This is a genomic window from Pseudomonas sp. GW821-FHT07G10 (genome assembly GCF_059418545.1).
In genome coordinates this window covers 264,709-283,981 of the sequence record NZ_JBWKQB010000002.1, presented here as the reverse complement: position 1 = coordinate 283,981, position 19,273 = coordinate 264,709, and the positions used below count along the sequence as shown (strand labels likewise).

Here is a 19,273-nt window from a genome sequence, read left to right as displayed (position 1 = left end):
ATGCAGCGGCTGTATCGGAAACGCATTGTTCTCGGCGTCGGCGGCGGCATCGCCGCCTATAAGAGCGCCGAGCTGGTTCGCCGACTCCTCGACCAGGGCGCAGAAGTGCGCGTGGTCATGACCCGTGGTGGCAGCGAGTTCATCACCCCGCTGACCATGCAGGCCCTGTCGGGGCACCCGGTCCATATGGACTTGCTCGACCCTGCAGCCGAAGCTGCAATGGGCCATATCGAGCTGGCGAAGTGGGCCGACCTGGTGCTGATCGCCCCTGCCACTGCGGACCTTATCGCCCGCCTGGCGCAAGGCATTGCCGATGACCTGTTGACCACCCTGGTACTGGCCACCGACGCCACCGTCGCCATTGCACCGGCCATGAACCAGGCCATGTGGCGCGATCCGGCCACCCAAGCCAACACCCAATTGCTCGAAAGCCGTGGCCTTCGGGTGTTCGGCCCGGCCTCTGGTAGCCAGGCCTGCGGCGATGTCGGCATGGGCCGCATGCTCGAAGCCAACGATCTCGCGCTTTGTGCCGCCGAATGTTTCCAGCGCCAGTCGCTGACCGGCAAGCACGTGCTGATCACCGCCGGCCCGACTCAGGAAAACATCGATCCGGTGCGCTACATCACCAACCACAGCTCCGGAAAAATGGGCTTCGCGCTGGCGGAAGCAGCTGTTGAAGCCGGTGCCCGTGTGACCTTGATCACCGGTCCCGTGCATTTGCCGACCCCGGACCGCGTGACGCGAATCGACGTAGTCAGCGCCCGGGACATGCTCGCCGCCTGCGAAGCCGCGATCCCCTGCGACCTGTTCATCGCCTCCGCGGCGGTCGCCGATTACCGCCCCGAAGTCGTCGCCCCACAGAAACTCAAGAAAGATCCTACGAACGGCGACGGCTTGCTGCTGCAGATGGTACGCAACCCAGACATTCTGGCCACCATCGCCACCCGCCCCGACCGTCCGTTCAGTGTCGGCTTCGCTGCCGAAACCGAACATCTGCTCGACTACGCTGCACGCAAGTTGAAAGACAAAAACCTCGATCTGATCGTCGCCAACGACGTAGCCAACCCGAGCATTGGCTTCAACAGTGAGGAAAATGCCTGCAGCGTGATTGACCGGGAGTTGCATGCAACTCTCTTTGCCCAGACCAGCAAGAGCAAGATTGCCCGCCAGCTGATCACTTTTATCGCCGAACGTCTGAACCAGGTTTAACTCGCATGCACGCTTTACAAGCCAAGATCCTCGACCCACGCATTGGTAACGAATTCCCGCTGCCGCACTACGCCACGCCTGGCTCTGCCGGGCTCGACCTGCGGGCAATGCTCAAAGAAGACACCCTTCTTGAGCCTGGCCAGACCTTGCTGATCCCCACCGGCCTGTCCATATACATCGGCGATCCGGGTCTTGCCGCGCTGATTCTGCCGCGCTCGGGCCTGGGTCATAAGCACGGTATCGTGCTGGGTAACCTGGTCGGCCTGATCGACTCCGACTATCAGGGCGAACTGATGGTTTCTTGCTGGAACCGCGGCCAGACCGCGTTCAACATCGCCGTTGGCGAGCGCCTCGCACAGCTTGTTCTGGTGCCGGTGGTTCAGGCGCATTTCGAGCTGGTCGAAGAGTTCGACGAAAGCCAGCGCGGCGCAGGCGGTTTCGGCCACTCCGGCAGCCACTGATTACTTCAAGGCAGGTCGGACTCTCAACCCGACCTGCGCAATACGCGTTGCATTTCAGGATGAATTCAGCGGAGGCGTTATTTGAAAGGCATCAAGCCCGGCACGAAGGCCCTGGATGGGCCCACGTTGCGTGACGCTCGTCAGACGAGGCGTTTACCTCACGAACTCTATGACGCAAATGCCGTCCAACCCTTCAGCTTGAGCCTGCCGGTACCTGATGTCCCGGCAAATTCCGCATTCGCCCAGACCTTACGACCCGCAGTGCCGCAGCGCCGCGCCAACCCGGCACCCCGGGTGTCGAGCGGACCTGACCGCTGTTCCAGGATACCGACACTCTCGATATCGACCCCCTCAACGAAAACCAGGACTTCCTGAGATTGGAGCACCCCCAGTGATGAGCAGCACCGCCCAAATTGCACCCAAATTCCCTGACAGCATTTTTCGCGCATACGACATTCGTGGCGTTGTCCCGAAAACCCTGACCGCCGAGACCGCTTATTGGATCGGCCGCGCCATCGGCTCCGAAAGCCTGGCCCAGGACGAACCGAATGTCTCGGTCGGCCGTGATGGTCGCCTGTCCGGCCCAGAGCTGGTCGAACAATTGATTCAGGGCCTGCACGACAGTGGCTGCCATGTCAGCGATGTCGGCCTGGTGCCGACCCCAGCGCTGTATTACGCCGCCAACGTTTTGGCCGGCAAGTCTGGCGTCATGCTCACCGGCAGCCACAACCCGTCGGATTACAACGGTTTCAAGATCGTCATTGCCGGCGATACCCTGGCCAACGAACAGATCCAGGCCCTGCACGAACGCCTCAAGACCAACAACCTGAGCAGCGGCAAGGGCAGCATCACCAAGGTCGATATCCTTGATCGCTACAACACCGAAATCGTCCAGGACATCAAACTGGCTCGCCGCCTGAAAGTGGTGGTCGATTGTGGCAACGGCGCCGCCGGCGTGATCGCCCCGCAGCTGATCGAAGCCCTGGGCTGCGAGGTGATCCCGTTGTTCTGCGAGGTCGACGGCAACTTCCCGAACCACCATCCGGATCCGGGCAAGCTTGAGAACCTGGTGGACCTGATCGCCAAGGTCAAGGAAGTGAACGCCGACCTGGGTCTGGCCTTCGACGGCGATGGCGATCGCGTCGGTATCGTCACCAATACCGGCAGCATCGTCTTCCCCGACCGCCTGCTGATGCTCTTCGCCAAGGACGTGGTTTCACGCAATCCTGACGCGGAAATCATTTTCGACGTCAAATGCACCCGCCGCCTGACTCCACTGATCAAGGAATACGGCGGTCGCCCGCTAATGTGGAAGACCGGGCACTCATTGATCAAAAAGAAAATGAAACAAACTGGCGCCCTGCTTGCAGGCGAAATGAGCGGGCACATCTTTTTCAAGGAACGCTGGTTCGGTTTCGACGACGGTATTTACAGCGCCGCGCGCCTGCTGGAGATCCTCAGCAAGGAAAAATCCAGCTGCGATGAGCTGTTCGCGACCTTCCCGAACGATATTTCTACGCCGGAAATCAATATCCATGTGACCGAAGAGAGCAAATTCAGCATCATTGATGCACTGCACGATGCCCGTTGGGGCGAAGGCGCCGAACTGACCACCATCGATGGTGTGCGAGTCGACTACGCCAAAGGCTGGGGCCTGGTTCGCGCCTCCAACACCACACCGGTGCTGGTGCTGCGTTTCGAGGCTGATACCGAGGCCGAGTTGCAGCGCATCAAGGACGTGTTCCACGCCCAATTGAAACGTGTTGCCCCTGATCTTCAACTACCGTTCTGATCGACTAGATAGTTTCACCGGAGACCTGAATGACCCTCGAACGCGATGCCGCCGCCAATACCGCCAAGGTTCTATCCGAAGCGCTGCCTTACATTCGCCGCTACATCGGCAAGACGCTGGTGATCAAATACGGCGGCAATGCCATGGAAAGCGAAGAGCTGAAAACCGGCTTCGCCCGCGACATCGTGCTGATGAAGGCCGTAGGGATCAACCCGGTGGTCGTGCACGGTGGCGGTCCGCAAATCGGCGATCTGCTCAATCGCCTGTCGATCGAGAGCCACTTCATCGATGGTATGCGCGTCACGGATGCGCAGACCATGGACGTCGTGGAAATGGTCCTCGGCGGCCAGGTGAACAAAGACATCGTCAACCTGATCAACCGTCACGGCGGCAGTGCCATCGGCTTGACCGGCAAGGACGCGGAGCTGATTCGCGCGAAAAAGCTCACCGTCACCCGTCAAACGCCTGAAATGACCACGCCGGAAATCATCGACATCGGCCACGTTGGCGAAGTGGTCGGAATCAACACCGACCTGCTGAACCTGTTGGTCAAAGGTGATTTCATCCCGGTCATCGCACCTATCGGTGTCGGTGCCAATGGCGAGTCATACAACATCAACGCCGACCTGGTGGCTGGCAAAGTGGCTGAAGCCCTCAAAGCCGAAAAGCTGATGCTGCTGACCAACATTGCCGGCTTGATGGACAAGCAAGGCAAGGTCCTGACGGGCCTGACCACCGAGCAGGTCAATGAATTGATCGCTGACGGGACCATCTACGGCGGCATGCTGCCGAAGATCCGTTGCGCACTGGAGGCGGTGCAAGGCGGCGTCACGACCTCGCACATCATCGACGGTCGCGTACCTAACGCAGTGTTGCTGGAAATCTTCACCGACACCGGTGTGGGCACATTGATCAGCAATCGCAAGCGCCACTAAGCGATGCAAACAAAAGGCCCCGCTCAGCATGCTGAGCGGGGCCTTTTTTATTGCGGTTCAAACCCTGGCGAAGTTCAGATCCCGAACTGCGCGCGGTAGGCTTCCACCGCCGGCAGGTGCTGCTTGAGCTGCGGATCATCAGCCAGGAACTGCAGAACCTGGGTCAAGGACACAATGCTGACCACCGGAATGCCAAAGTCACGTTCGACTTCCTGAATCGCCGACAACTCACCGTTGCCACGCTCCTGGCGGTTCAGGGCAATCAATACGCCGGCAGCCTTGGCGCCCTGGGCCTGGATGATTTGCATGACTTCACGGATGGCCGTGCCTGCAGTGATCACGTCGTCGATGATCAATACATCGCCAGCCAACGGCGCGCCGACCAGGCTACCGCCTTCGCCGTGAGCTTTGGCTTCCTTGCGGTTGAAACACCAGGGCAGATCGAGCTGGTGGTGCTCAGCCAATGCCACAGCCGTCGTGGCCGCCAAAGGAATGCCTTTGTAGGCCGGACCGAACAGCACGTCGAAGGAAATACCGCTTTCGACAATGGCCGCCGCATAGAAACGGCCAAGCTGCGCCAGCGCCGAACCGCTGTTGAACAGGCCTGCATTGAAGAAGTAAGGACTGGTACGCCCGGACTTCAGGGTGAACTCACCGAAGCGCAAAACGCCGCGATCGATGGCAAAACGAATGAAATCGCGCTGATACGCCTGCATGAAAAAAGCCCCAATATCACGGATTTAGCTAATTAGGTAGACCTCGGGTATCATACACGCACGTGATTTTTGGGGCCATTTATGCGGATCATCAGTGTGAACGTCAATGGTATTCAGGCTGCAGTCGAGCGTGGTTTGCTCAGTTGGCTGCAAGCACAGAATGCCGACGTCATCTGCCTGCAGGACACCCGCGCCTCCGCCTTTGAACTGGACGACCCAGCCTTCCAACTGGATGGCTACTTCCTTTATGCCTGCGATGCCGAAGTCCCCGCCCAAGGTGGCGTGGCTTTGTATTCGCGGCTGCAACCGAAGGCTGTCATCAGCGGTCTTGGTTTCGAGACGGCAGACCGCTACGGGCGCTACCTGCAAGCCGATTTCGACAAGGTCAGCATCGCGACCTTGCTGCTTCCATCAGGGCAGAATGGCGATGAAGACTTGAACCAGAAGTTCAAGCTTATGGACGACTTCGCTCGTTACCTGGATAAACAGCGACGCAAACGTCGCGAGTACATTTATTGTGGCTCGCTCTACGTGGCGCAACAGAAGCTGGATATCAAAAACTGGCGCGACAGCCAGCAATCTCCTGGATTCCTGGCGCCTGAGCGGGCCTGGATGGACGAGATTGTCGGCAACATGGGTTATGTCGATGCCCTGCGTGAAGTCAGCCGCGAAGGCGATCAGTACAGCTGGTGGCCGGACAACGAACAGGCCGAGATGCTCAACCTGGGTTGGCGTTTCGACTACCAACTGCTGACTCCTGGCCTGCGTCGCTTCGTACGTAGCGCACGCCTGCCACGCCAGCCGCGCTTCTCGCAGCATGCGCCGCTGATTGTGGATTACGACTGGACGCTGACCATCTAAGCGTCTTTTCGCAGGTACAAAAAAGCCGACAGCAATGTCGGCTTTTTTGTGGGCGTCAATTTTACTTGATCAGGCGCCAGGTGAAGGGATAGCGATACGGCACCCCGTCATTGGCCTTGATGCCGCCGATGATCGCCAGCACCAAGGCACCAATCGCTACCAGCCCGAACAGGAAAAACCCGATTATCACCGCCATCAACAAGAAGCAGATGGCCGATGCGATGGCGACGGTGATCTGAAAGTTCAGCGCCTCCTTGCCCTGCGCATCGATGAAGGGGTCCATCTCGCGCTTCAACTGCCAGAGAATCAGTGGCCCGATCAGCGTACCGAAAGGAATCCAGATCCCCAGCAAGGCGGAAAAGTGACAAAACATCGCCCATTGGCGAACCTCCCGGCTCGGCGTAGGCAGTGGAAGCTGCTCTTCACTCATGTCGCTCTCCTTGCTGGATGCCAGGGCAATCAGTCAGCCAGTGCAGCCTTTTGCAGTTCAAAAATGTCGTTCATGCCTTTGCTCGCCAAAGCCAGCATCGCGTTCAGCTCTTCAGGCTGGAACGGCGCACCTTCGGCAGTTCCCTGAACTTCAATGAAACCACCGGTGCTGGTCATCACGACGTTGAGATCCGTCTCGGCAGCCGAGTCTTCCAGATAGTCCAGATCGAGCACAGGCTCGCCTTGGTACATACCCACCGAAACTGCAGCGATCATTTGCTTGAGCGGGTCGCCACCTTTCAGGCCGCCACGCTTCTTGATCACTTTCAAGGCATCGATCAGTGCAACCATGGCGCCGGTAATCGACGCGGTGCGAGTGCCGCCATCGGCCTGGATCACATCGCAATCGACGAACAAGGTGACATCGCCCAGCTTGGACATGTCCAGAGCGGCGCGCAGGGAACGGCCGATCAAACGCTGGATCTCGAGCGTACGACCACCTTGTTTGCCACGGCTTGCCTCACGCTGGTTACGCTCACCCGTGGCACGCGGCAGCATGCCGTATTCAGCAGTCAACCAACCCTGACCCTGGCCCTTAAGGAAGCGTGGCACGCCATTTTCGACGCTGACCGTACAAATCACTTTGGTATCACCGAACTCGACCAGTACAGATCCCTCGGCGTGTTTGGTGTAGTTGCGGGTGATGCGGATCGAGCGGAGCTGATCGGCAGCGCGACCACTTGGACGTTTCATAGGGAAATACCTGTACGGGGACGGAAATCTGCCGAGCATTATAGAGCCCGGAGCGCCGAGTGGGCACTTCTAAAAAACCTGCGCCGCGACCGAAGGCTCTGAACAAGGGCCTGGCGCCGAACGGCGACGGCTTGCAGCCCTTTGTCACACGCGCAATTTGGGAGCATTCGCTGCACTGCGTTACAATCCTGCGCCTTTGCAGCCTGTCGGCTTTAATTTATCAATCAGGTCCGCTGAACCCATCGGGGTTTGTAGCAGGCCCGAATCGCGAGGTACCTCCATGGTGCATAGCATGACCGCCTTCGCCCGCGTCGAAAAAGCCGGCATTCAGGGCACGCTGAGCTGGGAGTTGCGCTCGGTCAACAGCCGCTACCTGGAGCCGCACCTGCGCCTGCCGGAGTCTTTTCGCGACCTCGAAGGTGCTGTGCGCGAAGCGCTGCGCCAGGGCTTGTCCCGCGGCAAACTCGAATGCACCCTGCGCTTCACCGAAGAAACCACCGGCAAGCCTTTACAGGTTGATCGTGAGCGCGCCGCACAATTGGTGGCTGCAGCCGAGACCGTGGCCAGCCTGATCAAACACCCCGCGGCCTTGAACCCGCTGGAAGTCCTGGCCTGGCCGGGCGTACTGGTGGCCGACGCGACCGACCCGCAAGCGCTGAACGCGCAAGCCCTGACGCTGTTCAACCAGGGCTTGAAAGAGCTCAAGAGCGGCCGCGAGCGCGAAGGCGCGGAGCTGGCCCGCCTGATCAACGATCGCTTGAGCTCCATAGAAGAAGACGTTGTGACCCTGCGTGAGCTGGTCCCGCAAATGCTCGCGACCCAGCGCCAGAGAGTCCTGGACCGTTTCGCCGACATGAAGGCCGAGCTGGATCCGCAGCGCCTGGAACAGGAGATGGTCATGCTCGCACAAAAGAGCGACGTGGCCGAAGAACTGGACCGGCTGAGCACCCACATCATTGAAGTTCGCCGCGTGCTCAAATCCGGTGGTGCCGCCGGTCGGCGCCTGGACTTCCTGATGCAAGAGCTCAACCGCGAAGCCAATACACTGGGCTCCAAAGCCTTCGACCCGCGCAGCACCCAAGCGGCGGTCAACCTCAAAGTGTTGATCGAGCAGATGCGCGAACAAGTGCAAAATATTGAGTAAGGCTACCCCGACATGACCCACAGCACCGGCACCCTCTACATCATTTCCGCCCCGTCTGGCGCGGGCAAGACCAGCCTGGTCAAGGCCCTGATCGACGCGCAGCCGCAAGTTCGCGTTTCGGTTTCCCACACCACCCGCGCCATGCGCCCCGGTGAAGTTGACGGCGTGAACTACAACTTTGTCGACCGGGCCGAGTTCGTGCGAATGATCGAGCATGGTGATTTCCTGGAGCGCGCCGAAGTGTTCGGCAACCTCTACGGCACTTCGCAGAGCCATTTGCAGCAGACCCTGGATCAAGGTCACGACCTGATTCTGGAAATCGACTGGCAAGGTGCCGAGCAAGTGCGCAAGTTGATGCCCCAGGCTCGCTCGATCTTCATTCTGCCGCCGTCCCAGCAGGCCTTGCGCCAACGCCTGACCAATCGCGGCCAGGACAGCGACGAAATTATCGAAGGCCGGATGCGCGAAGCCGTCAGCGAGATGAGCCATTACCTCGATTACGACTTCCTGATCATTAACGATGACTTCGCCACTGCGCTGGACGATCTGAAAGCGATCTTCCGCGCCAATCAGCTGCGCCAAAAGCCTCAACAACAGCGTTTCGGTAAATTACTCGCTGAACTGTTGGGCTAAAGACCTCTTCCCAAAAACGCTGCAAGGGCTTTACATTGGCACTTGTAGCGCGTTGGAGAGCTGGGCGGAAAATCAGCGCTTCCCTAAACGCTGGTGATTTTTTAAACTGTTGAGTCCGCTCGCCCATCCGGGCAGCGCGCATATTGCATTTGCTACGAGGAATACCATGGCCCGCGTAACCGTTGAAGACTGCCTAGATCACGTGGCTAACCGCTTTGAGCTGGTCATGCTCTCTACCAAACGTGCTCGTCAATTGGCGACCGGTGGCAAAGAGCCAAAGCTGGCCTGGGAAAACGACAAACCTACCGTAATGGCGTTGCGTGAAATCGCAGCAGGTTTGATGAGCTATGAAGTCATCGCTGAAGCTGAAATCGTTGAAGACGAACCGCTGTTCGCAGCGTTCGAGGACGAGTCCAACGAGGCCGTCTAAGCCTATGCCTGGTCGACGTAGCACGGCGCGGGGTCACAGCCATCGGCAGGAGTCATCATGCCGAGCATAGACGCCCTCGCCGATCGCTTATCGACCTATCTCGGCACGGACCAGGTCAACCTGGTTCGCCGAGCGTACTTTTACGCCGAACAAGCCCACGACGGCCAACGCCGGCGCAGTGGCGAAGCCTACGTCACGCACCCGTTAGCGGTCGCGAATATTCTTGCCGACATGCATATGGACCATCAAAGCCTGATGGCGGCCATGCTGCATGACGTGATCGAAGACACCGGTATTGCCAAGGAAGCGCTCTCGGCGCAGTTCGGTGAAACCGTGGCCGAACTGGTCGACGGGGTCAGCAAACTGACCCAGATGAACTTCGAGACCAAAGCCGAAGCCCAGGCCGAAAACTTCCAGAAAATGGCCATGGCCATGGCCCGCGATATTCGCGTGATCCTGGTCAAGCTGGCCGACCGCCTGCACAACATGCGAACCCTGGAAGTGCTGTCCGGCGAAAAACGCCGACGGATCGCCAAGGAAACCCTGGAAATCTATGCGCCCATCGCCAACCGCCTGGGCATGCACAGTATCCGCATAGAGTTCGAAGACCTTGGCTTCAAGGCCATGCACCCGATGCGTTCCGCGCGGATCTACCAGGCAGTCAAACGCGCCCGGGGCAACCGCAAGGAAATCGTCAACAAGATCGAAGAGTCCCTCAGTCACTGCCTGGCCATCGACGGCATTCAGGGCGAGGTCAGCGGTCGGCAGAAACACCTCTACGGCATCTACACGAAGATGCGCGGCAAGCGTCGGGCCTTCAACGAGATCATGGACGTCTATGCGTTCCGCATCATCGTCGACAAGGTCGATACCTGTTATAGAGTGCTCGGCGCTGTACATAATTTGTACAAGCCGCTGCCGGGGCGTTTCAAGGATTACATCGCGATCCCCAAAGCCAACGGCTATCAGTCGTTGCATACCACCCTGTTCGGCATGCATGGCGTACCGATCGAGATCCAGATCCGCACCCGCGAAATGGAAGAGATGGCCAATAACGGCATTGCTGCCCATTGGCTGTATAAATCCAGCGGCGAGGAGCAACCGAAAGGTACTCACGCCCGTGCTCGCCAATGGGTCAAGGGCGTTCTGGAAATGCAGCAGCGCGCCGGCAACTCTCTCGAATTCATCGAAAGCGTGAAGATCGACCTGTTCCCGGACGAGGTCTATGTCTTCACGCCCAAAGGCCGGATCATGGAGCTGCCCAAAGGCTCCACGGCAGTCGACTTCGCCTACGCGGTACACACCGACGTTGGCAACAGCTGCATTGCCTGTCGGATCAACCGTCGCCTGGCGCCACTGTCCGAACCACTGCAAAGCGGCTCGACCGTGGAAATCGTCAGCGCACCGGGCGCCCGGCCAAACCCGGCCTGGCTCAACTTCGTGGTCACCGGCAAAGCCCGCACACACATTCGTCACGCCCTGAAACTGCAACGCCGCTCCGAGTCCATCAGCCTCGGCGAACGCCTGCTGAACAAGGTGCTCAACGGTTTCGACAGCTCGCTGGAAAAAATTCCGGCCGAGCGCATCCAGGTGATGCTCAACGAATACCGCCTTGAAGTGATCGAAGACCTGCTGGAAGACATCGGCCTGGGCAATCGCATGGCCTACGTCGTCGCCCGCCGCCTGCTCGGCGAAGGCGAACAACTGCCGAGCCCGGAAGGCCCGCTGGCGATTCGCGGCACCGAAGGCCTGGTCCTCAGCTACGCCAAGTGCTGCACACCGATCCCTGGCGACCCGATTGTCGGCCATCTGTCCGCAGGCAAAGGGATGGTGGTGCACCTGGACAACTGCCGCAATATCAGCGAGATCCGCCATAACCCGGAAAAATGCATCCAGCTCTCCTGGGCCAAGGATGTCACCGGCGAATTCAACGTCGAACTGCGCGTCGAGCTGGAACACCAGCGCGGCCTGATTGCCCTGCTGGCCAGCAGCGTCAACGCGGCCGACGGCAATATCGAAAAAATCAGCATGGACGAACGCGATGGTCGCATCAGCGTGGTCCAACTGGTGGTCAGCGTGCACGACCGTGTGCATCTGGCCCGCGTGATCAAGAAACTGCGCGCCCTGACCGGGGTCACCCGCATCACCCGTATGCGTGCATAGCTCGTCCAAATAGCCCAGCCCATTACAAGGAGTCATACATGACCAAGACTGTTATCACCAGCGACAAGGCACCTGCAGCCATCGGTACTTATTCCCAGGCAATCAAGGCTGGCAACACCGTCTACATGTCCGGTCAAATTCCTCTGGACCCGAAAACCATGGAGCTGGTCGAAGGCTTCGAAGCCCAGACCGTTCAGGTTTTCGAGAACCTCAAGGCCGTGGCTGAAGCCGCCGGTGGTTCGTTCAAGGACATCGTCAAACTGAACATCTTCCTCACCGACCTGAGCCACTTCGCCAAGGTCAACGAGATCATGGGCAAATACTTCGACCAACCTTACCCTGCCCGCGCCGCCATCGGTGTCGCCGCACTGCCAAAAGGCTCGCAGGTCGAGATGGATGCCATTCTGGTCATCGAATAACTGCCAGCACACATCCTGGCGCAGCCGCCACGCTGCGCCAATTCCGTTTTGAAAGGATTCCGTCATGCGCAAAGCGCTTGCCCTCTCGCTGCTCGCCATATTCCTCGGCGGCTGTGCCAGCAATCCCGCCGACCGCGACATCAGTGGCACCTGGATCAACCAGGTAGCAATCGATGCTGCTGCCAAAGGCGGCCCCTTGCGTGAAGCCCTCCAGGCCAACGGTCCAAACCTGGAATGGGACATCAATACCAAAGCCGGTCAGGCGAGATTTACCAACGGTTTCGAGAATGTCGAAGGCAAGCTGCTGGGTGAGAAATCCGGCGCCTGGAAGATCGATTTCTATGGCGGCTCCTCCAGCGAACTCAGTCGCGACGGCAAACAGCTGCAGCAAGTGGCAAACGACTCAGAACCGGAACAGGTTTTCAATCGAGCGCAAGACACGGTTCCCGAAGGCGCACCAATTGGCGCCAGCTTCGAGCGAGCCCTGTACTCCGCTTATATGGGCGGCAGCTGGAAAGTCGTCAGCGGCCCGGGCGAAGGCAGCACCGTTCAGTTCCAGGCCGATGGCCGGGTTGAAGGCCTGCCAGGCACTGATCGTTACGCACTGTGCCTGGCCGGTGATTGTGCATCCATGAGCGGCGGCCATGACAACATCTGGCTGCAGCAAGGCGGCCAGGGCAACCCATGGATCTTTACTCGCAAAGGCAAACAACTGGAGATCTTCCAGGTGGTCAATGCGTCTCAAGCCGATGAAGTACCATCATTCTCTCCTGGTACCCGGCAGTGGTTACTGGAAAAACAGTGACCCCGCAATAAAGGAGCCCATGGGCTCCTTTTTCTTTGCCTTGAAGGTTGAGTCAACGACTGCCCTCGAGAATCGCCGCATACCCTTCACGAAAGCTTGGATAACGCGGCACCCAACCCAGCGCCCGCGCCCGCGCGTTGCTACACCGCTTGCTGCCGGCCCGACGGACACTGGCGTCGGCCGCCCATTCGGTGACACCCAGATACTCATGTAACCAGTCGACCACTTCCGCGAGCGGCGCAGGTGCATCGTCGACACCGATGTAGCAGTCCTGCAGCGCCTCACCTCGACGATCCGCCTGTAGCAGGAACGCCAGCAGACCGGCAGCATCGTCGACATGAATCCGGTTGCCATACAGCGGCGGATCGATGACTACACGATAACCCTGGCGTACTTGAGTCAACAGCCGCTCACGGCCCGGACCATAGATACCCGTCAGACGCACCAGGCTTGCCGGTATGCCACTGTGCAAAGCCACCTGCTCGGCTTCCAGCATCAAACGTCCGGAGTAACCACCGGCCTCGGTCGGCGAACTTTCGTCGACCCATTCGCCCGCCTGCTGGCCATACACGCTGCTGCTGGAGACAAACAGCAGGCGCTTTGGCTGCTGACCATGCTGCTTCAACCAGCTCAATACATGCTGCAAACCTTCGACATAGGCCGCGCGATAGCCGGCTTCATCGTGTTCGGTGGCTGCGGCGCAATACACCAGGTAATCCAGTTTTTCAGTCGGCCAGGCGGCCGGACACTGCTCACTGAACAGATCACCCGCCACTCCCACGACACCGCTTGGCAGGCGCGAAATGTTCCGTCGCAGCCCATGAACCAACCAGTTCCCGGCCAGTAGCTGAGTGGCCAAACGGCTGCCGACATCACCGCAGCCGGCGATCAAAACAGAAGGGGTGGACATCACAAAACTCCTATCGGAAAGATCCAGCCTAGCGTCGGCAATGGACGAGCGGCTGGTAATCCAAGAAAAAAAGATACTCTATTACTTTTGTTAACGAGAATTAATTGCGATAATGGCCGCCCATTTGTTCTCGGCCCTGCGAGGCCTGGAAGGACATTTACTCTTTTTCCCTCTTAGGTCCGGCCAGCATGACAAGCAATCAACTCCCCGCTTCGCCAACCACGCTTCCTAGCCCATCGCGCGCCTGGCGCATGGTAGCAGCGCTGCTGTTCAGCCTGCTGCTGGCACCAACCGCCGCGTTCGCCGATGAGCCTGTGCCTGCCACCGGACCTGCCGCTCACGGCAGCGCTGACCATGCCGCTGCAGTCGCGACCCCGGTCGTCAGCGACCCGGCTCTGGCTGCTCAAGGCGCACCTCTCCAAAATCAGCCTGAAGTACTCGAGGCCGATAACACCCTGGGCATGGCCCACGACCTGTCGCCTTGGGGCATGTACCAGAACGCCGACATTATCGTGAAAATCGTGATGATCGGTCTGGCCATCGCCTCGATCATCACCTGGACCATCTGGATCGCCAAGGGCTTTGAGCTGCTCGGCGCCAAGCGTCGTCTGCGCGGTGAAATCGCCGGCCTGAAAAAAGCCACCACCCTTAAAGAAGCCAGCTCGACTGCCACCAAGGAAGGTACCCTCGCCAACCTGCTGGTCCACGATGCTCTGGAAGAAATGCGCCTGTCGGCCAACAGCCGTGAAAAAGAAGGCATCAAGGAACGCGTCAGCTTCCGTCTCGAGCGTCTGGTTGCCGCATGCGGCCGCAACATGAGCAGCGGCACCGGCGTACTGGCAACCATCGGTTCCACCGCGCCCTTCGTCGGCCTGTTCGGTACCGTGTGGGGCATCATGAACAGCTTCATCGGCATCGCCAAGACCCAGACCACCAACCTCGCTGTCGTGGCTCCCGGCATTGCCGAAGCCTTGCTGGCGACTGCGCTGGGTCTGGTTGCGGCGATTCCGGCGGTGGTGATCTACAACGTCTTCGCCCGCTCCATCGCCGGTTACAAGGCGCAGGTTTCCGATGCCTCGGCAGAAGTCCTGCTGTTGGTCAGCCGCGACCTCGACCACCTGCCGCCCGAGCGCGTCTCGCAACCGCACATGGTGAAAGTGGGGTAATCAGCCATGGGCCTGCATTTAAAAGAAGGCGCTGACGACGATCTCGCCGAGAACCACGAAATCAACGTCACGCCGTTTATCGACGTGATGCTGGTGCTGCTGATCATCTTCATGGTCGCAGCACCGCTGGCGACTGTAGACATTAAAGTCGACCTGCCCGCCTCGACCGCCAAACCGGCGCCGCGGCCAGAGAAGCCGGTGTTCCTCAGCGTCAAGGCCGATCAACGGCTGTTCCTCGGTGAAGACCAAGTGAAGGCTGAAAGCCTTGGCGCGACCCTTGATGCCAAGACTCACGGCAAGAAGGACACGACGATCTTCTTCCAGGCCGATAAAGGCGTGGACTACGGCGACTTGATGAGTGTGATGGATGCCTTGCGGGCAGCCGGTTACCTGAAAGTCGGCCTGGTCGGACTTGAGACGGCAGCCAAGAAATGATCACGACGCGCCAAAAGCTGACGCGTTACAGCGGTAGCCTGGCAGTGGTGCTGGGCGTCCACGCGGTCGCGATTCTCCTCGCGCTCAACTGGTCGTCGGCACAGCCGGTCGAACTGCCGCCGATGGCAATGATGGTCGAGCTGGCGCCGGTTCCGGCACCGCCTCCACCGGCACCGCCCAAAGTCGTGACGCCGCCGCAACCACCTGCACCGGTGGAAGAACTCCCGTTGCCAAAACTCGCGGAGGCGCCGAAGCCGACCATCTCCGTGCCCAAGCAGGTCAAACCCAAGCCAAAGCCGCAACCGCCCAAGCCTGAGAAGACACCGGAGCCGCCAAAGGAAAAGCCTCCCGAGGAAAAACCTGGCGACACGCCGCCCACGCCTGCGCAGACGGACAAGTCCGCGCAGCCGGCACCCGGCCCTACTGCGGCGCAGAATGCCGCCAAAGCCAGCTGGCAAAACACGCTGTTGGCGCACTTGCAAAAGTACAAGAAGTACCCGCCCGCAGCTCAAGCGCGCGGCAAGGAAGGGATGAACCGTTTGCGCTTCGTGGTCGACGCCGAAGGTAATGTGCTGTCGTTCGAACTGGCCGGTCTCTCCGGCAACGCCGATCTCGATCGGGCGACACTGGAAATGATTCGCCGCGCCCAGCCGCTGCCTAAACCGCCAGCCGAAATGCTGACCAACGGCTCGATCGAAATCGTTGCGCCATTCGTTTACAACATCGAAAAACGTCGCCGCTGACTTCGGTTGGCGCGAATGCCGAACACAAAACCTGTGGCGAGGGGGCAAGCCCCCTCGCCACAGGTGCGACGTTCGCCAATGTCCTTCGCTGGCTGGCACTCCCCCAAAAGACACCGAAAGGTGCCTTTTGCATTTCCGACACCGCCAAACATGCATTGCCCAGTGTCGCTCTGCGCCCTCAGTCTGATAACGTGCGTCTATCGATTGCAGCCGGTATGCTTGGCTCGCAACCTCATGGACGCCCGCTATGACTCTCACAGAATTACGCTACATCGTTACCCTCGCCCAAGAGCAGCACTTCGGCCACGCGGCGGAGCGCTGCCATGTCAGTCAGCCGACCTTGTCGGTAGGCGTGAAGAAGCTTGAAGACGAACTCGGTGTGCTGATTTTCGAGCGCAGCAAAAGCGCGGTGCGCCTGACGCCTGTCGGCGAGGGCATCGTCGCCCAGGCCCAGAAGGTTCTTGAGCAAGCCCAAGGTATTCGTGAGCTGGCCCAGGCCGGTAAAAACCAGCTGACCGCTCCGCTGAAAGTCGGCGCGATCTACACGGTCGGTCCGTACCTGTTCCCGCACCTGATTCCACAACTGCACCGGGTCGCCCCGCAGATGCCGTTGTACATCGAAGAAAACTTCACCCATGTACTGCGCGACAAACTGCGCAACGGCGAGCTGGACGCGATCATCATCGCCCTGCCGTTCAACGAGGCTGACGTACTGACCCTGCAGCTCTACGATGAGCCGTTCTACGTACTGATGCCCAGCGAGCACCCATGGACCCAAAAGAAAACCATCGACGCCAACATGCTCAACGACAAGAGCCTGCTGCTGCTCGGCGAAGGGCACTGCTTCCGCGATCAGGTACTCGAGGCCTGCCCGACTTTGGCCAAGGGCACCGACGGCACCAAGCACACCACGGTTGAATCCAGCTCCCTGGAAACCATTCGGCACATGGTCGCTTCCGGCCTGGGTATCTCGATCCTGCCGCTCTCGGCGGTGAACAGCCATCACTACGCCCCTGGCGTGATCGAAGTCCGTCCGATGACGCCACCCGTGCCGTTCCGCACGGTGGCGATTGCCTGGCGCGCCAGCTTCCCACGGCCAAAAGCGATTGAAATCCTCGCTGACTCGATCCGCCTGTGCTCGGTGGCCAAGCCGCCAGCGGCGAGCTAAGACACCGCGATGACTGAGCTGTCGAAGGTGCCGGTCACGGCGCTCAAGGGCGTCGGTGAAGCAATGGCCGAGAAACTGGCCAAGGTCGGCCTGGAGAATCTCCAGGACGTCCTGTTTCACCTGCCGCTGCGTTATCAGGACCGCACCCGCGTAGTACCGATCGGCCAACTGCGACCTGGGCAGGATGCCGTGATCGAAGGTACCGTCAGCGGTGCCGACGTGGTCATGGGCAAGCGCCGCAGCTTGCTGGTGCGCCTGCAGGATGGCACCGGCGGGCTGAGCTTGCGCTTCTACCATTTCAGCAACGCGCAAAAAGAAGGCCTCAAACGCGGCACCCGCGTGCGCTGTTATGGCGAGGCCCGGCCCGGCGCGTCGGGGCTGGAGATCTATCACCCGGAATATCGCGCCATCAACGGCGACGAACCACCGCCGGTGGATCAAACCCTGACGCCGATCTACCCGCTCACCGAAGGCCTGACCCAGCAACGTTTGCGTCAACTGTGCCAGCAAAGCCTGGCCCTGCTCGGCCCGAGCAGCCTGCCCGACTGGCTGCCGGAAGATCTGGCGCGGGACTATCAGCTGGCCCCGCTGGACGACGCGATTCGCTACCTGCACCACCCACCGGCGGACGCCGACGTCGACGAACTCGCCCTAGGTCATCACTGGGCGCAACACCGGCTGGCGTTCGAAGAGCTGCTGACCCATCAACTGTCTCAGCAACGCCTGCGCGAGAGCCTGCGCTCCCAGCGTGCGCCAGCCTTGCCGAAAGCCAAAGAGTTGCCGGCGAAATACCTGGCCAACCTGGGCTTCTCGCCCACGGGCGCGCAGCAACGGGTCGGCAATGAAATCGCCTACGACCTCAGTCAGCGCGAGCCGATGCTGCGGCTGATTCAAGGTGATGTTGGCGCCGGCAAGACCGTGGTCGCCGCCCTCGCCGCCTTGCAGGCACTGGAGGCGGGCTATCAGGTTGCATTGATGGCACCCACCGAGATTCTTGCCGAACAACATTTCATCAACTTCAAGCGCTGGCTCGACCCCCTGGGAATCGAAACCGCCTGGCTGGCCGGCAAGCTCAAAGGCAAAAACCGCGTAGCGGCGCTGGAACAGATCGCCAATGGCGCGCCGATGGTGGTTGGTACCCATGCGCTGTTCCAGGACGAAGTACAGTTCAAGAACCTCGCACTGGTGATCATCGACGAACAGCACCGCTTTGGTGTGCAGCAGCGTCTGGCCCTGCGTCAGAAAGGCGTGGGCGGGCGGATGTGTCCACACCAGCTGATCATGACCGCCACGCCGATTCCGCGCACGCTGGCCATGAGTGCCTACGCGGATCTCGACACCTCGATCCTCGACGAACTGCCGCCCGGCCGGACCCCGGTGAACACCGTGCTGATCACGGATACGCGGCGCATCGAAGTCATCGAACGCGTGCGCGCCGCCTGCGCTGAAGGTCGCCAGGCCTATTGGGTATGTACGCTGATCGAAGAGTCCGAAGAGCTCACGTGCCAGGCCGCCGAAACCACCTACGAAGACCTGACCAGCGCCTTGGGCGAACTGCGGGTCGGACTGATTCACGGGCGAATGAAGCCTGCCGAGAAGGCTGCGGTCATGGCCGAGTTCAAGGCCGGTGCCCTGCAACTGCTGGTGGCGACCACGGTGATCGAAGTCGGCGTCGACGTGCCCAATGCCAGCTTGATGATCATCGAAAACCCCGAACGTCTGGGTCTTGCGCAACTGCACCAATTGCGCGGCCGGGTTGGCCGGGGCAGCGCCGCCAGTCACTGTGTGCTGCTCTACCATCCGCCATTGTCACAGATCGGCCGTCAGCGCCTGGGTATCATGCGCGAGACCAACGACGGCTTCATCATCGCCGAAAAAGACCTCGAACTGCGCGGCCCCGGCGAGATGCTCGGCACCCGGCAAACCGGCCTGCTGCAATTCAAGGTCGCCGACCTGATGCGCGACGCCGATCTTCTGCCCGCCGTGCGCGATGCCGCCCAAGCCTTGCTTGAGCGCTGGCCGCAACACGTGAGCCCGCTGCTGGAGCGCTGGCTGCGTCATGGGCAGCAATACGGCCAAGTGTGAGCAGTGTTTGAGTTAA

General features: G+C 60.1%; 19 protein-coding genes and 1 pseudogene. 16 read left to right on the top strand and 4 right to left on the bottom strand.

The window, feature by feature from the left end:
- The 4 genes and pseudogenes from coaBC (at window position 1) to argB (ending at window position 4,397) form a co-directional block, all read left to right on the top strand.
- Window positions 1–1,209: a bifunctional phosphopantothenoylcysteine decarboxylase/phosphopantothenate--cysteine ligase CoaBC gene (coaBC, locus tag AC07O1_RS04570; RefSeq protein ID WP_495088040.1), complete on the top strand. Its 1,209-nt coding sequence runs from the start codon at window positions 1–3 to the stop codon at window positions 1,207–1,209.
- A gap of 5 nt (window positions 1,210–1,214) precedes the next feature.
- Window positions 1,215–1,670 (top strand): dUTP diphosphatase, encoded by a 456-nt coding sequence (gene dut, locus AC07O1_RS04565; RefSeq protein WP_494990896.1) that lies wholly within the window; start codon window positions 1,215–1,217, stop codon window positions 1,668–1,670.
- 311 nt (window positions 1,671–1,981) lie between these two features.
- Window positions 1,982–3,462, top strand: a pseudogene (locus AC07O1_RS04560) (phosphomannomutase/phosphoglucomutase); the annotation flags it as partial.
- 29 nt (window positions 3,463–3,491) lie between these two features.
- Window positions 3,492–4,397, top strand: coding sequence for an acetylglutamate kinase (gene argB, locus AC07O1_RS04555; RefSeq protein WP_494990897.1), 906 nt, complete (start codon window positions 3,492–3,494; stop codon window positions 4,395–4,397).
- A gap of 74 nt (window positions 4,398–4,471) precedes the next feature.
- On the opposite strand, the gene pyrE is transcribed toward argB, so the two are convergent.
- Complete coding sequence (pyrE, locus tag AC07O1_RS04550; RefSeq protein WP_494990898.1) at window positions 4,472–5,113, bottom strand: orotate phosphoribosyltransferase; 642 nt, start codon at window positions 5,111–5,113, stop codon at window positions 4,472–4,474.
- Window positions 5,114–5,194: 81 nt separating this feature from the next.
- Here pyrE and crc point away from each other — a divergent pair, with 81 nt between their 5' ends.
- Complete coding sequence (gene crc, locus AC07O1_RS04545; protein WP_003176915.1) at window positions 5,195–5,974, top strand: catabolite repression control protein Crc; 780 nt, start codon at window positions 5,195–5,197, stop codon at window positions 5,972–5,974.
- Between the two features lie 61 nt (window positions 5,975–6,035).
- On the opposite strand, the gene AC07O1_RS04540 is transcribed toward crc, so the two are convergent.
- A complete protein-coding gene (locus tag AC07O1_RS04540) occupies window positions 6,036–6,404 on the bottom strand; it encodes a DUF4870 domain-containing protein (RefSeq protein ID WP_494990899.1) in 369 nt (122 codons plus the stop codon).
- Window positions 6,405–6,433: 29 nt separating this feature from the next.
- A complete protein-coding gene (gene rph, locus AC07O1_RS04535; protein ID WP_494990900.1) occupies window positions 6,434–7,156 on the bottom strand; it encodes a ribonuclease PH in 723 nt (240 codons plus the stop codon).
- A 280-nt stretch (window positions 7,157–7,436) separates the two neighbouring features.
- Between rph and AC07O1_RS04530 the strand changes: the two genes are divergently transcribed.
- The 6 genes from AC07O1_RS04530 (at window position 7,437) to AC07O1_RS04505 (ending at window position 12,750) form a co-directional block, all read left to right on the top strand.
- A complete protein-coding gene (locus AC07O1_RS04530) occupies window positions 7,437–8,300 on the top strand; it encodes a YicC/YloC family endoribonuclease (RefSeq protein ID WP_494990901.1) in 864 nt (287 codons plus the stop codon).
- A gap of 12 nt (window positions 8,301–8,312) precedes the next feature.
- Complete coding sequence (gene gmk / locus AC07O1_RS04525) at window positions 8,313–8,933, top strand: guanylate kinase (protein WP_495088039.1); 621 nt, start codon at window positions 8,313–8,315, stop codon at window positions 8,931–8,933.
- Between the two features lie 166 nt (window positions 8,934–9,099).
- Window positions 9,100–9,363 (top strand): DNA-directed RNA polymerase subunit omega, encoded by a 264-nt coding sequence (gene rpoZ / locus AC07O1_RS04520; protein WP_150640823.1) that lies wholly within the window; start codon window positions 9,100–9,102, stop codon window positions 9,361–9,363.
- A 57-nt stretch (window positions 9,364–9,420) separates the two neighbouring features.
- Window positions 9,421–11,526 carry a bifunctional GTP diphosphokinase/guanosine-3',5'-bis pyrophosphate 3'-pyrophosphohydrolase gene (gene spoT / locus AC07O1_RS04515; RefSeq protein ID WP_495022661.1) on the top strand — a complete coding sequence of 702 codons (2,106 nt, stop codon included), beginning with the start codon at window positions 9,421–9,423 and terminating at the stop codon, window positions 11,524–11,526.
- 38 nt (window positions 11,527–11,564) lie between these two features.
- On the top strand, window positions 11,565–11,945 hold the full coding sequence (locus AC07O1_RS04510; protein ID WP_003229509.1) for a RidA family protein: 381 nt from the start codon (window positions 11,565–11,567) through the stop codon (window positions 11,943–11,945).
- Between the two features lie 64 nt (window positions 11,946–12,009).
- Window positions 12,010–12,750 (top strand): putative periplasmic lipoprotein, encoded by a 741-nt coding sequence (locus AC07O1_RS04505; protein ID WP_495088038.1) that lies wholly within the window; start codon window positions 12,010–12,012, stop codon window positions 12,748–12,750.
- A gap of 52 nt (window positions 12,751–12,802) precedes the next feature.
- Here the strand turns inward: AC07O1_RS04505 and AC07O1_RS04500 are convergent, their stop codons facing one another.
- On the bottom strand, window positions 12,803–13,660 hold the full coding sequence (locus tag AC07O1_RS04500; protein ID WP_495088037.1) for an SDR family oxidoreductase: 858 nt from the start codon (window positions 13,658–13,660) through the stop codon (window positions 12,803–12,805).
- Between the two features lie 188 nt (window positions 13,661–13,848).
- Here AC07O1_RS04500 and exbB point away from each other — a divergent pair, with 188 nt between their 5' ends.
- From exbB to recG, 5 genes are all read left to right on the top strand, one after another.
- On the top strand, window positions 13,849–14,826 hold the full coding sequence (gene exbB, locus AC07O1_RS04495; protein ID WP_495088036.1) for a tonB-system energizer ExbB: 978 nt from the start codon (window positions 13,849–13,851) through the stop codon (window positions 14,824–14,826).
- 6 nt (window positions 14,827–14,832) lie between these two features.
- On the top strand, window positions 14,833–15,261 hold the full coding sequence (gene exbD, locus AC07O1_RS04490) for a TonB system transport protein ExbD (RefSeq protein WP_494990907.1): 429 nt from the start codon (window positions 14,833–14,835) through the stop codon (window positions 15,259–15,261).
- Complete coding sequence (locus tag AC07O1_RS04485) at window positions 15,258–16,004, top strand: energy transducer TonB family protein (protein WP_495010438.1); 747 nt, start codon at window positions 15,258–15,260, stop codon at window positions 16,002–16,004. Before exbD ends, AC07O1_RS04485 begins: the two co-directional genes overlap by 4 nt.
- A 247-nt stretch (window positions 16,005–16,251) precedes the next feature.
- A complete protein-coding gene (locus AC07O1_RS04480) occupies window positions 16,252–17,172 on the top strand; it encodes a hydrogen peroxide-inducible genes activator (protein WP_495088035.1) in 921 nt (306 codons plus the stop codon).
- 9 nt (window positions 17,173–17,181) lie between these two features.
- Window positions 17,182–19,257, top strand: a complete 2,076-nt coding sequence (recG, locus tag AC07O1_RS04475) for an ATP-dependent DNA helicase RecG (protein ID WP_495088034.1) — start codon at window positions 17,182–17,184, stop codon at window positions 19,255–19,257.
- Window positions 19,258–19,273 lie beyond the last annotated feature (16 nt).